The following is a 15,457-nucleotide window of genomic DNA, read 5'->3' on the forward strand; positions in this document are numbered from 1 at the left end:
ACGTCAATAACGACGTCGTTAACGACGGTAAGTTACCAGTCACAATCTTTAATCATAAGGCGGCCTCAAACGGCCGGTTACGTTAAAGGCGATAACGATTTTAATAGAGAAAGCTTTTTTCCTCGCGGAAAATTCTACCCGATAGATAAAAGACGCTGCTGCTAATAAGGAAACTGAACGGAATAAGAAGCCCCGATACTATCCTGCAAACATACCCTGACAGCGCTGATTTTGCCGCTGTTATTTTCAGAGATAGCGGTCGCTCAACCTCACTGCACGCTTGCTAGCGTTTCCAGTTGTCGCACCATCAATCACCTCATACCTCCTGATCTCGAAAAGAAAATTAAGCTGTTTTTAAAAGGATCCCCTTACTTTACGGATTACAGACATTTTTCAGCCACAGAAATTGCGATATCGTATTGAGATGGGCCACCAAACCCTAAAATAAGTCTTGGCGATATGTCCGTCTTTACCGCCTGCCAGTATCATAACTGCACATCACGGGCTGGACTTATCTTCAATAACGCCAATGCAATAGAACTGATATTTATATATGAACCAGAACGGGTTGCCCCAAAAACATTCCACCCAACACCATACAAAATAGATATTTATAGCGATAAGACCAAAGCGATAGATACGAACGTCATCCGTGGGATAGTCGCTTCAGATTTAACAAAAGACAACATAAGACTGACGGATATTGGTATAAAAATACATTATCTTTAAAAAATGACAGATATTTCCGGAACAAAGCAGGACAAGCGCTAACACGCAGAAAAAGCCTCCCTTGAGACATTTTTCTCATGGTGCCGGGCTCCTCATCCCTGCTTGGCCTTACCCACACCACCCTGTTACACAGGACCCAGGAAAACTTCATAGCAGGGCTTGGCAGGTTGGGTGGACAAGAACCCGGTTTGACCGTTTATAACCCTGCACAGTCATTCATCATTCCGTGGCTCTGTTACAAGCTGCCTCTCTGGCTGCTTGGTGAGTCTGCGCTTGAAGGGCTGACGAAGGTTTTTTGAGGCCGAAAAGGAAAAAGAATGAGGTGGTTTAGATCTCGCATGCTCTGCCGTCTGCTGGGGCACAAATGGTCTGCGTGGCAGCGGCAGCGCTCATGGGATGGTAGCCACGACTTCCTTTTCCGGCGCTGCACCCGGCAAGGCTGTCTGGCGACAGAAAAGAAGGCCGCCGACTCACCATAAAGCCTTCCTGTAAGAACCACGCGCAAACCCATCTGCTGGAGCCTGACACTCTTCCACCCAGTGAAGGCATGCCGTGTCCGCTGCTGCTCTGTGGCCTGCAACGCTGTCACTCTGACCGCTGGGTGACGGAAAAGCCTAAAAGGGATACAAAGGGGCTAGCCAAACACCCCTTTCTACTTCCTGCCCTGCGATGTGCCCGTGATCAGACGCCTCCGCCTTTCGTCAAGAACCGCCGCCTATGGGGCAACCCTGTTTCTGCTTGCCGGATGCACATCCCCGATTTCTGTCCATGAAATGTCCCTGCAACGCGCCTACATGGACCGGTCCCGCAGTGCGCTGAACGGCAGCCTGCTGAGCAATACGACCCACACCGTCCTGCAACGGCAGAACCTGCTGAAATTGTGGGAGACGCAGCCCACCCGGACAATCGCTACGCTCCGCGCCATGACGCAGCGGCATTTTTACGCGCATAAACTGGAAGATCAGCTTTTCGCGCTTGCAGAACTCAGCTACCAGCGCGCCCGTAAAACGCATGATCGGGCCCAGTTTATGGCAGCGGCCCTTTACGCTTATGCCTATCTGAATCCCTCGGCCCCGGAAGCTGATCGCCCCAGTGGATATGACCCTCATTTCCGGCAGGCGTGCGATATTTATATGTTTGCCCTTACGGAAGCTCTTGGTGCCCCCATCACGCTTTCTGCCCAACGGTGGACCCTGCCATATGGCACGCTGGATGTAGAAGCCTCCGCCACCCCTTTCCAATGGCACGGCCATTCTCTTACAGATCTGCGCCCCTTGGCGCGGCTGTCCATCAAGGGATTACAAAACATCTATCGCCATGTCGGGCTGGGAGAACCGGTTGCGGGCCTTCCTCACCTGACGCAGCAGGAAAGCCGTTCGTTCCAGATTACGGATAAGCTCCGCGTTCCGCTCAATCTGCAACTGGTCATGACCAACGCACGCCAGCAGGTACTGGCCGATGTGCAAAAAGCCTCTCTACATCTTGCGGCCATTGATGACCCGGAGCCATCCCCTCCGCAGGAAGAGAGCACACCTCTCCAATATGATCAGACCGCCGCCCGAGGGCTCAGCCTGAACGAGGCTATGGATTGGTCCACCGAATACAAGGGGTTTCTGGACGGGCGACTCTTTGACCAAGGGAGCATTCCCCAGCTTATTACTATTGAACCGCACCAGCACGGGCACCGGCCGGTTATTCTGGTTCACGGCACAGCATCCAGCGCCGCCCGCTGGGCGGACATGATCAATGATCTGCTGGAAGACACTGAAATCCGCCAGAATTACGAATTCTGGCTGTTCTCCTATGCCACAGGCAACCCTATCCCTTACTCTGCCCTGCAACTCCGCGAGGCGCTGCAACAGGCCGTCAGTCAGCTTGGCGGCGTGCAGGCCGACCCGGCACTGGGAGAAATGACCCTGATTGGCCACAGTCAGGGTGGGCTGCTGATCAAGCTATTGGCCATTGATGCGGGCGATAAATTATGGGACGGCATGATCTCCCGCCCGCTGGATAGTCTCAATCTGTCCACCAACAGTAAAACCCTGTTGCAGGAAGCACTTTTTCCTAAACCTCTCCCTGAGGTCAAAAGTGTTGTGTTTATCTCCACACCGCAACACGGCAGTTATATAGCCGGGTTTTCACTCGCGCATCTGGTGGGACGGATGGTCACTTTCCCCATAACGGTTACGGAAGTAACCAAAGCCGTTATGGAAAGTGACCCCAACATTCGGCGGCTGAACATGCGCCCATGGCGCGTTGGCAGCGTGTATGGCATGTCTCCGCACAGTTCCTTTATCCGCTCTCTTGCCACCATTCCGGTGGCAAACCAGATCACGGCGCATTCCATCATACCGGTGCTGGGTGATGGCCCGCTGGACAAGCAGAATGATGGTGTTGTGTCTTACAAAAGCGCGCACGTGCCAGATGTTGATTCAGAACTGGTGGTGCGCCGATCTGGCCATTCAACGCAATCCAACCCCATTACCATTGCGGAAGTTCGCCGTATTCTGCTGGCACAGTTGCACAATGGCTCCCGCCCACCACAAACTGCCGAATTGATAACCCGAAACGATATCATGACCTTGGGAGGCGAGTATGTGCCCACAACACGCACCCATATAGCTGCACCCCAGAATGATAATCAGCCAACCACAACAACACCTCCTGCCCGCACAGGCAAGAGCGTGAGGCCAACGCCTTGACCCGCTCTGGTCGATCCCGCCACCCATGGATACACCGGCTGAGCGTTATCGGCGTTCTGTGTGTAGCGCTATTTGGGGCTGCCGCCTTTTATTATTCCACGCTTGAGCCAGACGTGCTGCGCATCATGCTGACGCTTCTGTTTCCGGTGCTGGTGGGCTGCACATTTTTCGTTTCCTCACTGCGTCTGAAAATTGCTGCCCGTATCATCCTGTTTGGCGGATTTTTTCTCTGGTATGTAACTGATCCCCCGCAAAACAACCGGGACTGGGCGGGGGAATACGCCATCCCTGCCGATGTCTCCATGGAAGGGCGCATTGCCCACGTCCACCATGTGCGCAATTTCATTTACCGCACGCCGCAGGACTATACGCCCCGTTATTATGATGCCGATTATGATCTGGACAAACTCACATCGCTTGACCTGATTACCTCTTACTGGGCAGGAGAAACCATTGCCCATGTGTTTCTCAGCTTCGGGTTCAGTGATGGCAAACATCTGGCCATTTCCATTGAAACCCGCAGGCAGAAGAAATTTGCCTATTCCACCATTGCCGGTTTCTTCCATCATTACGAACTGTTCTACGTAACAGCCGATGAGCGCGATCTGATAGGCGTACGAACCGATATCCGCAAAGAGCGTGTTTACCTTTACAGGGTCGCTCTTTCTCCGCAAGCAAGGGAGCGGCTCTTTACAAGTTACTTGACCGAAATAGATCTGCTGGCCCACCACCCAGCATGGTACAATACGCTAACCGATAACTGCACCACGGGTATTCTGACACGGGCGCAGGCCAAGCTGCGGTACCGGCTGGACTGGCGCATACTATTGAGCGGCTATACGGCCTCTCTCGCCTATGATCTGGGGCTTTTACAGACAGATGGGCTGGATTTTCCTACCCTGAAACAACACAGCCGCATTACCCGCCCTGCCAATGCAACACCAGAAGAAACATATTCCGAGGACATCAGGAAAAACCTTCCTGTAATAACACCCTGATACCTTTTCTGTTGGTGCGCATAACACACAGTTGAGGTCATTTTCCTGCGCTCGGCTCATTTTAATGAAGATTATACTATTTATCTGTGCTTATGCTGCTCGCTTCGCCCTGTGAGGCGGGCTCAATAACAAAAAGCATCAAGATAAATGAGTCATGACACAAAGCAGCAGCACGACCTTGGGTAGCCTTCCCGAAACACACACCTCTCTTCATGGAGATACCCATGCTCCGGCCGCCTCCCCCATGACCATGCGAGAACGCATGAAAGCCGCCGCACAGGTGGCGAGCGGCAACATGCTTGAGATGTACGATTTCATGGTGTTCGGCTATTATGCCGCCGCCATTGGGCGCGCCTTCTTTCCGTCCACAGATCCTTATGCGGAACTCATGATGTCCTTCGCCACTTTTGGCGCGGGTTTCCTCATGCGGCCATTAGGCGCTTTGCTGCTTGGCGCCTATGTGGACAGAATTGGTCGGCGGAAGGGGCTTATCCTCACCCTTACCCTCATGTCCATTGGCACCCTCACGCTTACCCTCACGCCGGGTTACGCCGCCATTGGTATTCTCGCCCCTCTGCTGGTGCTGTGCGGACGATTATTGCAAGGGTTTTCCGCCGGGGTGGAACTGGGCTCGACCTCGGTCTATCTGGCGGAAATTGCACAGCCACATAACCGGGGCTTTATTGTTGCGTTTCAGTCCGCCTCCCAACAGATTGCCGTCATGGCGGCGGCAGCCATTGGGGTAGCTTTGGCCTCCGTTATCTCTCCACCAGACATGGCCGCGTGGGGGTGGCGCATTCCGCTGCTGATCGGGTGCCTGATTGTGCCTGTCCTGTTTTTCCTGCGCCGCAATCTGCAGGAAACAGAAGCCTTCGCCACAACACACAAGCCACCCCATTTTTCAGAAATTGTGCAGACCATTGCGCGCGAATGGCGGGTTGTCTCCATCGGGCTGCTGATGGTGCTCATGACCACCACCTCCTTTTACGTCATTACCGCCTATACGCCCTCTTTTGGCAGTGCTGTTCTGCATCTTTCCACAACGGACAGCCTTGTTGTCACGCTATGCGTGGGACTGACCAACTTTTTGTGCCTGCCGTTATTTGGTGCAGTATCAGACCGTATCGGGCGCAAAAAACTACTGATTACGTCAACTGTTCTGGCCATTCTGACGGCGTATCCAGCCATGAGCTGGCTGGTGGCTTCCCCCTCCTTCCTGCGTCTGCTGGCGGTAGAGCTTTGGCTGGCCGTTCTCTACAGTGTCTATAATGGCGCGGCGGTTGTTTATCTGACGGAAATCGTGCCGCCACGCATCCGCACAACCGGCTTTTCCATGGCGTACAGTCTGGCAACCTGCGTGGGTGGCTTTACGCCCACAGTCTGCACATGGTTGATTCATGCCACGGGTAACCGCGCCATTCCCGGTGCATGGCTTGCCCTGGCCGCTTTGTGTGGGCTTGCCGCCAGCCTGATGGCACGCCCCTACGCCAAGACATCTCAATGATACCCGTCCGCCACACTTTCTCTTTTCTTGTAGCAGATACCACCATGCGCACTCGTATTACCCTCAGCCTGGGCATGCTCGGCCTGGTCGCCCATCCGCCACACGCATCCGCTGCCGCAGCCGATCCGGAAGTGCAGGAACTGACACGCCTTGTTAAAATGCAGGCCCAACAGATTCATGAACTTCAATCCCGCCTTTCAAAAGTGGAGAAAAATGCGGTGCATATCTCCGCTGCTACCCGTGGCACGGCAGCAGCGCATAATGCCCCTCTGGAGCCCCCAAAACCGACCTTTCGTAGCCCTGCTTTCTATCCGCCGGTCTCCGTTGCGCGCACATCCCCCACGCTGAAATCCGGCCCTGTCGAGCCCGTCAAGTTTGCCGGGGATGAGCCCGCCAAAAGCAGCCCGCTTTATCTTGACACCCGCAGCTCCAGCTATCCGCTGCTTCCGGCTGCTCCGGGCACCTTTGGGGCAATCTCCAACATGCCATCCGGCTCGGCTCCGGTCATGGGCGTGGCATCCCAGATTCCCACTTCCAACCGCAGCACCACCGTTGGCGGTCTGGTTCTGAAATGGGGCAAGGGCCTGCCAGAAATCACCACGCCGGACAACGCCTACTCTTTCCGCATGCGCGGCCGTATTCTGGCCGATTATGGTGCGGCCTTTGGTTCCCGCTTTCCCGCACAGAATGTCTCCCGCACCACGCTGCGCGCGGCACGTCTTGGCGTGGAAGGAAACGCCCATCAGCTTTCCTGGGTTTTTGAAGGTGATTACGCCAACAATCAGCTTTCAGTCGTAAGCGCCTTCATGACGTGGAGCGACAAGATGGCGGGGCATCTTGTTGAATACACGCTGGGCAACAAGTTCAACGAGCGTTCCTTTGATGGCTCCACCGGCTCGGATCAGACCGTATTTCTTGACCGTGATCTTGTTGCCAGTGCGCTTCTGCCGGTCAAAGGCTGGTACGGCCTTGGCGGTGCCTTCAAGATTTTTGGAAGCAACTGGCATGTTGCCACCCAGATTACGGGTGATGACGTCAACAGCGCCAACGTAACCAATAACGTGCGGGATGATCTGACCTACATGCTGCGCACCCATTACATTCCGTGGCGGAGCAAAAAAGCTCTTATTCATCTGGGGGCATGGGGTTTTTATGAAGATGTCAAACCCGCCGCCACATTCTCGCAAAGCGTACGCCTGCTGGCCCGGACAGATGACGCATTCGGTCTCCAGTTTGGACCAATGGTACCCCTTGCCAATTCCATGGCAGGCGGCGTGGAGGTTTTCGGCATCTGGGGGCCTGCATGGGGATTGGTTGAATACGGCGCGCGCCATATGAAGCTAAGAGATACCGTGCCAGGATTGACACTCAGCCCGCGTAATCTGGGCGCACAAGGCACGGAACAGGCCTTCAGCTTTCAGACTGGCGCGTTCCTGACAGGCGAGACCCCCAACTACTTTGCCCATACGGGCCAATGGGCCACACCGCGCATCCTCCATCCTGTTGCAGATGGCGGAATTGGCGGATGGGAAGTTGCCGCCCGATGGGACTGGATTGATGCGACCTCCATCCCCACCGGTGGCCGCGCCTGGACAGCCACCATCGGCGTAAACTGGTATCTACTCAGCTTTGCGCGGCTGATGCTGAACTACACCCATGCCGATGTCACCAACAAAACCGGCAACTACATTGGCCCCAACAGCGGCAACATTATTGGCATGCGCTCCGCTGTAACGTTTTAGAACTGTTTTTGACAATCTGCTCGAGTGGTCTGGTGATCTTTTGTTTACCCCAAAGAACTTTACCAGACCACTCCTGCCCAGATTGGTGAATTCCGCAAACAATAAAGCTAACGCATCATAATCTGCAAAAGTTGCTTACAAAATCATCTTCCTTCAAAAGCAGCCTCTACTCAGCATGAAACCGTGAGTTTCCTGTGGGCATGACTATCTTTCCCGCTCGCAATACGAGAGACCGTGCTGTCACTGATCCCGAATGCACTTGCAATGGAATGAAGCGCTTCCCCTTCTTGTCGCCGCATTGCAATCTCCTGCCGCTGGGCATCAGTAATCCGCCGAGGACGGCCCATACGCCTCCCCTGTTCGATCGCTCTGGCCCGCCCTTCAGCCGTTCGGATGCGGATCAGATCACGCTCCACATCAGCTAGACCACCCAGAACCGCAAGCATAAGGCGGCCCGTACTGGTGGCGGTATCAACCCATGGCTCCGCCAATGAGTAAAACCGCGCCTTTTTCTGGGTAATATCCCTAACAATACTAAACAGATCAAATGTACTGCGTGCCAGCCTGTCTATGCGGGTAACCACTACGGTGTCCCCCTCCTGCAAGGTTTGCACCATTTTGCGTAACTGAACGCGCTGACCGTCCGCCCCGCTCGCCTTCTCTCTGAAAATTCGTTTGCATCCAAATTTTTTGAGAGATTTTATTTGTGTATCAAGGGCTTGCCCTACCGTGCTGACGCGTGCGTAGCCCACTTTCCGGTCCATACTCTCAACTCATATTCTTACTTAACCAAAGCAAGGAACGCACGAGCTTCTTGCTTAATTCCTGAGTTGCGCAAGCCCGAATCTAAGGGCTGCAGAGGTTAACAAACCGTTAAGATTATTAACTCACCCAAATTGTTAATACAACAAAAACATAAATCCGATCGGAAAATATTAACGAAAAAAAATTGCGCAACTCAGGAAATTGGAAAATGGTGAATTCTGGCTCTACATATCTATGGACAGGTTCTGACGGTACAGATTGGAACAATCCAAATAACTGGCTTTTACTTAATGGGTCGACAATTACATCAGAAACAGGAGTCCCAACAGCAGAGGACACCGCCCTTATAATTGACGGACATACTCTTCGCGAAGCAGGGTATCTTCTTGAAAACAATACCGACCCCAATGCTGTCGATAACAATAATATTGTTAAAAATAATACCCCGAACATTAATAGCTCAACTCCAGTAGAAGTCGGCAATGTCATTATCGGTGGAATGGGGGCAGCTTCAAAAATTACCACAAATGATACATCGTTTACTGTCTTGGGAACATTTGAAGATGCCAAAACAGGTGGGGTAAGCAATGCACAGGCAGGAAATTATGAACTGACAGGCAATAATATTCATATTGTCCACTACCAGTTTTCTTCTGATGCCACCAATACGCAAATTGGAACATCTGAAAGCCCCGCCAAGATTACAGTGGACTGGTTAAGTGGAGCGCCTCAAAACACAAATGCAGGACAAGGCACGACACTTACCGTAACACAGGGTTATGATCTAGATAGCAACGGCCAGCCTGCCCTCCGTAATGGTGTTAATGGAAATAATAACTGGACAATAATATATGGCGAAAACGCGACTGGCCGTAAGCCAGGTGAGGTATGCTTCCTTGCTGGCAGCATGATCCGCACCGCGAATGGGGATGTAGCGGTTGAAGACATCACCATTGGTGATCAGGTTGTTGCGTTTGACTGGAAGAACAACCGCAACATTCTGCGTTCCGTTGTGTGGGTTGGTACGGCCCGTGCGGTGGTGCGGCCGCATCTTGCGGATGATGAAGCAGGGTGGCCGGTGCGCGTTCTGAAAGACGCCATTGCAGATGGCGTGCCTTACAAGGACATGCTGATTACTGCTGAACATTGCCTGTTCTTTGAAGACCGGTTTGTGCCAGTGCGGATGCTGGTAAACGGGCGCACCATTTTCTATGACAAATCTATCCTGTCCTATGACTATTATCACGTGGAAACGGAACTTCATTCCGTTATCACTGCTGATGGCATGCTGACGGAAAGCTATCTGGATACCGGTAACCGTTCCTCCTTCCGTCAGGATGGCAAAGTGGCAACCCTGCGCAGCACTGCACGGAGCTGGCAGGATGATGCCGGGGCACCGCTATGTGTGGATCGCTCCTTTGTGCAACCTCTGTTCCATGTGCTGGAACATCGTGAAAAGAGCGTCGCACAGGCTCTACCAGCGCCGGAAAAAGCCGCTCTTGTGCATGACGCCGACCTGCACCTTATAACGGACAAGGGGGCGACCCTGCGCCCCGTACGGCATCGGGACGAGCATTACAGCTTCATGCTGCCGTCTGGCACGCAGTCTGTGCGTATTCTCTCCCGCGCCAGCCGCCCGACGGATGTGATCGGCCCGTTTGTGGATGATCGCCGCCAGATGGGGGTTGCCGTGGGCGAAGTCAGACTTGTGACCGCAAAAGGTCAGCATACTGTGACCACACACCTTCAGGAAGACAAACCCGACGGCTGGCACGCTGACATGGGGTGGAATGGCGTAGCCTGGACGAACGGAAACGCTCTTCTGCCACTGGATGCTCAGCAGGTAGAAGGAGACATGGCACTCCTTTCCCTCACCATCCGCGCTGCTGGTCCTTATCTGGCGGCTGACACCACGAAGCAGGCAGTGCAGGCCACCAGCATCGCCTGATTGGCGTAACATCCGGTCTCTCTGCCGCAGGCCCTGTTCAGTTGAGCAGGGCCTGCTTTGTTAAATGGCTTCTTTTCGCAATACCCCTTACTTACGAGGTAAGGGTATTATGTGCACTCGATAGTCTTCTTGATCTTTCTCTTCATGGAGAAAGAGTATTGTTAAAATTTTCCCTTTCAGTGTTTCCTATATTTCATCTGCCTATGGATCATTGTTTGCTGATGCTCGAAGCATTCCCTGCGGCACGCTCTTTAAAGCACAAAGCTGATTTCTCATGTAAGAATATGGGCTTTGAAGGATAACCCTCAGGCAAAAAAGTCCGATCATCTTAAAACTTCATATTTTCAAAAGAGGGATTGTGAGCATGAATGCAGAGATAAAAGATGAAGCAAAAAGGCCTGCACGCATACGGGCGGATTCCATAAAGGCGTTCCGGTGCCAGAATCTGATTGCGGTTCTTGAAGACCCCAGCAACATAAAAAATACTGGTACTGTCATCCGCAATGTTAACGCGCTTGGGGTGGAGAAAGTCTATATTGTTGATCCGCACCGTGCGCTCTCCGATGACTGGCAGGAATTGCGGGAACAGAAAACACTTTCCAAAACATCAGTCTCGGCCGTCAAATGGACGTTTGTAAAACGATTTGACAGCACGGCAGACTGTTTTGATCATCTCGAAAAAATGGGATTCACGTCCCTTGTCACGTCCCCTCATGTAAAAGGGAAAACCAGCATTTTTCTTGATGAAGGGGATTACACCACCTACCCCAAGCTTGCTGTCTGGTTTGGAAATGAAACGCGCGGGATCAGTGATCTGGCTGTGGCACGCAGCGAAATGTGCGTGAGCATTCCCATGTTCGGCATGATTGAAAGCCTGAACCTTGGAACAAGTTCAGGAATTATGCTGTATGAAGTCACCAAGCAGAGGCGGGCTTATCAGAGCGAATACAAATGGCGTAACAAAAGAGGCACACGGGAAGAACCGCTGCCAACTGTCATCACACCTGATCATGTAGCCCCGTAAGGCGTTCTGTTTTACCCCGTTACCCACCGTCCGCCGGCTTGAAAAGAGAGCCGGGAAACAACTTTCCCGGCCATAAAATCAGACTGGCGGTTTCTGTTGCGCAGCCAGATATTTTTTCTGACCTTTACGGCCTTTTTTCAAAAGAACAGGCAGGATCAGCCGCCAGACACGCGGCATCATCAACATAAGCTGCGCCAGTATGCCATCGGAACTGGGGCAGAACACTTCTGCCCGTGGGCGGCGCAGAAGCTGTTGCACAATGGCGGCAATTTCATCCGCCGTGGCAGGAGCCGTTACAAAATTCAGAGGTGAGCCACCGTTGTCAATTTCCCGCCGCAGCATGGGGGTATCAACAGCACCGGGAAACACGGAGGAGACATGAATACCGCTCTTCTGCACATCCTGCGCCAGAGACAACGCAAAACCGCGCAAGCCGAACTTGCTGGCCGTATAAATGCTGCTGCCTTCCAGCGGTACCAGCGCGGCCATGGAATTGATAAACACGATATGCCCACCAGGGGGCAGCAAGGGTAACGCCCGCATGGTCAGCAGAATGGGGGCTTCCAGATTCACCATCAGCTGGGCAGAAACACACGCCGTATCCGTGGTACCCATGCGCTGCGGTGTGATCACACCGGCACAATGCACCACAGCCTGCAGCGCCACATTCTGGTTGGCCAGATCGGCCACGGCCGCTTCAATCTGCTCAGGCTGTGTCAGGTCACACGCAACAGGGGTCACAAAAGGCTGTGCCGTGGGCTCCCCTTTGCGGCTGAACGCCAGCACATGGTACCCTTCCGCCACAAGGCGGCTGACAAGCATGCCCCCAATACCCCCTGCCGCCCCAGTTACCAGAGCCACAGGGCGGGAGTAAGAGTGAGAAGAACGAACTGAAGACATAAGAGATGCTAGGCCAATCTTTAATTTGTCCCAACATTCACTGCTTTGCGCCAACACGCAAGGGAGGCTTACAGATCAGTTTCCCAGAACGCGACCGGCCACCACTTTCAGCTTGCTGATGAGTTCCGGATCACGTGCTTCAGGTGCGGTAATAAGGGCATGCTCAAGCGCACGATCACACCCGGCGGGGCAAAGGCCACGGGGTTTGCCCAGCGCTGGGATAACCGCCTTTACCAGGGCTTTGGCCTTGGCTGAATTGCCTTGCATGGTTTTCACCACGCTTTCCACTGTTACGTTGTCGTGCTCGGTGTGCCAGCAGTCATAGTCCGTCACCATCGCAACAGTTGCATAGCAGATTTCTGCTTCACGCGCCAAAGTGGCTTCCGGCATGTTGGTCATACCAATAACCGAGCAGCCCCATGTGCGGTACAGTTCACTTTCGGCACGAGTGGAAAACTGTGGGCCTTCCATCACCAGATAGGTGCCACCGCGTGTGGCTTCAATGCCAAGCGCTTTGGTCTGGGCTTCCAGCACATCGCCAATACGCGGGCACAGCGGATCAGCCATGGAGATATGGGCCACGCAGCCAGTGTCAAAGAAGCTCTTTTCCCGCCAGATGGTGCGATCGATAAACTGATCGACAATCACAAAATGGCCGGGCGGCAGTTCTTCCTTCAAGGACCCCACGGCGGAGAGCGAGACAATATCCGTCACGCCAGACATCTTCATGGCCGCAATATTGGCGCGGTAGTTCAGACGAGAGGGCGGAATGGGATGACCACGACCATGGCGGGGCAGAAACACACACTGCACACCATCCAGCCGACCGAACAGAAGCTGGTCAGACGGTTTGCCCCAAGGGGTTTCAACCGTGCGCCATTCCTTGTCTTCCAGCCCATCAATATCATACAGGCCAGACCCGCCGATAAGGCCGATCACGGGTTCCACAACATTACTTTCGGACATGAGACCAGATTCTCCGTTTCAGGATCACAAGTAGAGTGGCGAGAAAACACAGATACAGCGCCACGCCAACACCCAGCCTGCGCTTGCTATCCGCATGCGGGTTGGAAACCCATGCCAGAAAGGCGGTGACATCGCGCGCTTCCTGCTCTGCAGTGGCCTGTGTGCCATCGGCAAACACAACCGCGCCATCCCGTAACGGCGGCGGCATGGCGGTACGGTGCCCAATGGCATAGGGGTTGGCAAAGCCGCCCTCCCCGCCTGCCACGCCTGCAGGGTGAGCCCCTCCGACCAAACCTTCGCCAGCAGCGCTCCCCTGCCCACTCTGATGGGACGTCGGGGCACCATATCCGGTCAGCAACGCAAACACGCGGTCCGGCCCACCGGGATAAACCTGCGTGATACGAGACAGATCAGGCGGCACCGCGCCACGGTTGGCAGCACGGGCTGCCTGTGCGTTGGGATAAGGCTCCGGCAACGCATCATCAGGCTGCGCCTTGCGGTGCTTCAGTCGCCCTTCCGCATCCAGACCGTTAGGCACCTGCCATGCCTCGGCCAGGGCCGCTATCTGTTCCGATGTCAGGCCCATTCCTGCCAGATCAGAAAAATGCACCTGTGTGAGCCCGTGGCAGGACGCGCAGACGCCCGCAAAAACGGCATAGCCACGCTGAACGGCGGCAAGATCAAAATGACCAAGCGGCCCTTTGAAAGACCAGTTCTGAACAGGAGCCTGTGCCGGGGCCAAAGACTGCGCCCACCCCGCCGGACCATGACCCAGCCCTACGCCCAGCAAAAGCGCCACGCCCCCCCATTTACGGGCCTGCGCAATGGAGGAGGACAATACCTGCGTTCTGGTCACGCACGTTCTCCCCAGTTAGCGAGCTTTGCGTAAAACGGCAGAAAACCAAGAAAGTAAGCGTAATATCCCACCGTTGCCAGGCGGCCAACCAGTAGCCAAACGCCCTGTACGTGATGGCTCCCCGCAAGCCCGGCCAATACAAAAGACGCCACTAGAACACTCATTGCCAGCCACGCAAGCCACCGCATACCTGACTGCGGCCCAGTCCATCCCAGCCCGCGATCCAGCCACGGAACACAGAACAGAACCACCACGGCCCCGGCAGACACCAGCAGACCGCCAAACTTGGAAGGCACAGCCTGCAACATTCCGTAAAAGGGCAGAAAGTACCATTCGGGTTCAATATCTGCTGGCGTATGCAACGGGTTGGCTGGTCGATAATTCGCGGGCTCGGTAATCAGGCCCGGCCAGAAGCACATCACCGTCGTAAACAACAGTGCCATCACCACAACGCCCAGTGTGTCCTTGATGGTAAAATAGGGATAAAAAGGCAGCATCCGTGCCGGGGTCTCCCCCTGTGGGCCAGACGGGCTGCTGCTGCCTCTGGCATGCAGCACGGCCACATGCAGTACCACAGCCCCCACAATGCTGAACGCCAAGGTAAAATGCAGCACGAACATGCGATGCAAGGTCGGCGTTCCGGGGGCATCGCCCCCCAGAAACACCCGCTCCAGCAGGGAGCCGATGACCGGCACGGCCCCTACGGCTTTTCCGGCAACATCTGCGCCCCAGTAGGACATCTGCCCCCACGGCAGCACGTACCCTGCAAAGGCCGTAACCATGACCATGACCAACAGGGCCGATCCGATCAGCCACAGCCCCCGGCGTGGCGCGCGATAGGAACCATAATACAGGCCACGAAACACATGCAGGTACAAAGCAGCCATGAAAAAGCTGGCACCTGTCATATGCAGGCTTCGCAGCAACCAGCCGGATGGCATGCGCCGTTCCAACGCCTCGACCGAGCCAAAAGCCAAGGATGCATCCGGCGTATAGGACAACGCCAGCGTAAGGCCGCTGAGGAGCATCAGGCCCAGCACGGCGACCAGCATGGCACCAATAGTCCACAGCAGGTTCAAGTCCGCAGGGAGCAGAAACCCCATATAGTCTTTTACAAAGGCCACCACGCCAGCAGCCTCATGCCTCCGGCCTGTCTGGTCCTTGCAAGATGGGCTGCCCTCCATCCGCTCTCTCCTGCTGTATAGGCAGAAAGAACACGCCCCAAGAGAACACGCCCCTCCGCAACCGCCTGATTTTTGGATAGCGCCATTGCGCCACCCTCACTCCGTAAAGGAGGGCGCAACCCTGTGGAAGCAGGGATTT

The 15,457-nt window shown here is 54.5% G+C and carries 11 protein-coding genes; 6 read left to right on the top strand and 5 right to left on the bottom strand.

Annotated features, from left to right (window positions below; translation table 11 throughout):
- Positions 1 to 1,406: 1,406 nt before the first annotated feature.
- The 4 genes from ASN_RS01145 (at position 1,407) to ASN_RS01160 (ending at position 7,675) form a co-directional block, all read left to right on the top strand.
- Positions 1,407 to 3,431: an esterase/lipase family protein gene (locus ASN_RS01145; protein ID WP_058989036.1), complete on the top strand. Its 2,025-nt coding sequence runs from the start codon at positions 1,407 to 1,409 to the stop codon at positions 3,429 to 3,431.
- Complete coding sequence (locus ASN_RS01150; RefSeq protein WP_197603316.1) at positions 3,428 to 4,429, top strand: Lnb N-terminal periplasmic domain-containing protein; 1,002 nt, start codon at positions 3,428 to 3,430, stop codon at positions 4,427 to 4,429. Before ASN_RS01145 ends, ASN_RS01150 begins: the two co-directional genes overlap by 4 nt.
- Before the next feature lie 154 nt (positions 4,430 to 4,583).
- Positions 4,584 to 5,933 (top strand): MFS transporter, encoded by a 1,350-nt coding sequence (gene tcuC / locus ASN_RS01155; RefSeq protein ID WP_006559443.1) that lies wholly within the window; start codon positions 4,584 to 4,586, stop codon positions 5,931 to 5,933.
- A gap of 44 nt (positions 5,934 to 5,977) precedes the next feature.
- Positions 5,978 to 7,675, top strand: coding sequence for an OprO/OprP family phosphate-selective porin (locus ASN_RS01160; protein ID WP_157765071.1), 1,698 nt, complete (start codon positions 5,978 to 5,980; stop codon positions 7,673 to 7,675).
- Positions 7,676 to 7,845: 170 nt separating this feature from the next.
- On the opposite strand, the gene ASN_RS01165 is transcribed toward ASN_RS01160, so the two are convergent.
- Entirely contained in the window at positions 7,846 to 8,439 is a 594-nt protein-coding gene (locus ASN_RS01165) for a recombinase family protein (protein WP_058986972.1), read from the bottom strand.
- 209 nt (positions 8,440 to 8,648) lie between these two features.
- On the opposite strand from ASN_RS01165, the gene ASN_RS18405 reads away from it, so the two are divergent.
- Together ASN_RS18405 and ASN_RS01175 are read left to right on the top strand one after the other, a co-directional pair.
- On the top strand, positions 8,649 to 10,388 hold the full coding sequence (locus ASN_RS18405) for a Hint domain-containing protein (protein ID WP_082666533.1): 1,740 nt from the start codon (positions 8,649 to 8,651) through the stop codon (positions 10,386 to 10,388).
- A 364-nt stretch (positions 10,389 to 10,752) separates the two neighbouring features.
- On the top strand, positions 10,753 to 11,412 hold the full coding sequence (locus ASN_RS01175) for a TrmH family RNA methyltransferase (protein ID WP_058986973.1): 660 nt from the start codon (positions 10,753 to 10,755) through the stop codon (positions 11,410 to 11,412).
- A 78-nt stretch (positions 11,413 to 11,490) separates the two neighbouring features.
- On the opposite strand, the gene ASN_RS01180 is transcribed toward ASN_RS01175, so the two are convergent.
- The 4 genes from ASN_RS01180 to ASN_RS01195 all read right to left on the bottom strand — a co-directional run bounded on the left by ASN_RS01180 (position 11,491) and on the right by ASN_RS01195 (position 15,318).
- Positions 11,491 to 12,312 carry an SDR family NAD(P)-dependent oxidoreductase gene (locus ASN_RS01180; RefSeq protein ID WP_039905600.1) on the bottom strand — a complete coding sequence of 274 codons (822 nt, stop codon included), beginning with the start codon at positions 12,310 to 12,312 and terminating at the stop codon, positions 11,491 to 11,493.
- A gap of 75 nt (positions 12,313 to 12,387) precedes the next feature.
- Complete coding sequence (locus tag ASN_RS01185) at positions 12,388 to 13,278, bottom strand: S-methyl-5'-thioadenosine phosphorylase (protein ID WP_006560008.1); 891 nt, start codon at positions 13,276 to 13,278, stop codon at positions 12,388 to 12,390.
- Positions 13,265 to 14,134 (bottom strand): cytochrome c1, encoded by an 870-nt coding sequence (locus ASN_RS01190; RefSeq protein WP_058986974.1) that lies wholly within the window; start codon positions 14,132 to 14,134, stop codon positions 13,265 to 13,267. Before ASN_RS01190 ends, ASN_RS01185 begins: the two co-directional genes overlap by 14 nt.
- Positions 14,131 to 15,318: a cytochrome b gene (locus ASN_RS01195; protein ID WP_058986975.1), complete on the bottom strand. Its 1,188-nt coding sequence runs from the start codon at positions 15,316 to 15,318 to the stop codon at positions 14,131 to 14,133. The genes ASN_RS01190 and ASN_RS01195 overlap by 4 nt, the downstream gene beginning before the upstream one ends.
- Between the last annotated feature and the right edge of the window lie 139 nt (positions 15,319 to 15,457).

Source organism: Acetobacter senegalensis (assembly GCF_001499615.1).
Taxonomy (GTDB): Bacteria; Pseudomonadota; Alphaproteobacteria; order Acetobacterales; family Acetobacteraceae; genus Acetobacter; species Acetobacter senegalensis.

Coding starts and splice junctions, on each gene's coding strand:
- ASN_RS01160 (WP_157765071.1), top strand. CDS start 5,978: ATGCGCACTCGTATTACCCTCAGCCTGGGCATGCTCGGCCTGGTCGCC.
- ASN_RS01195 (WP_058986975.1), bottom strand. CDS start 15,318: ATGGAGGGCAGCCCATCTTGCAAGGACCAGACAGGCCGGAGGCATGAG.
- ASN_RS01175 (WP_058986973.1), top strand. CDS start 10,753: ATGAATGCAGAGATAAAAGATGAAGCAAAAAGGCCTGCACGCATACGG.
- ASN_RS01165 (WP_058986972.1), bottom strand. CDS start 8,439: ATGGACCGGAAAGTGGGCTACGCACGCGTCAGCACGGTAGGGCAAGCC.
- tcuC (WP_006559443.1), top strand. CDS start 4,584: ATGACACAAAGCAGCAGCACGACCTTGGGTAGCCTTCCCGAAACACAC.
- ASN_RS18405 (WP_082666533.1), top strand. CDS start 8,649: ATGGTGAATTCTGGCTCTACATATCTATGGACAGGTTCTGACGGTACA.
- ASN_RS01180 (WP_039905600.1), bottom strand. CDS start 12,312: ATGTCTTCAGTTCGTTCTTCTCACTCTTACTCCCGCCCTGTGGCTCTG.
- ASN_RS01185 (WP_006560008.1), bottom strand. CDS start 13,278: ATGTCCGAAAGTAATGTTGTGGAACCCGTGATCGGCCTTATCGGCGGG.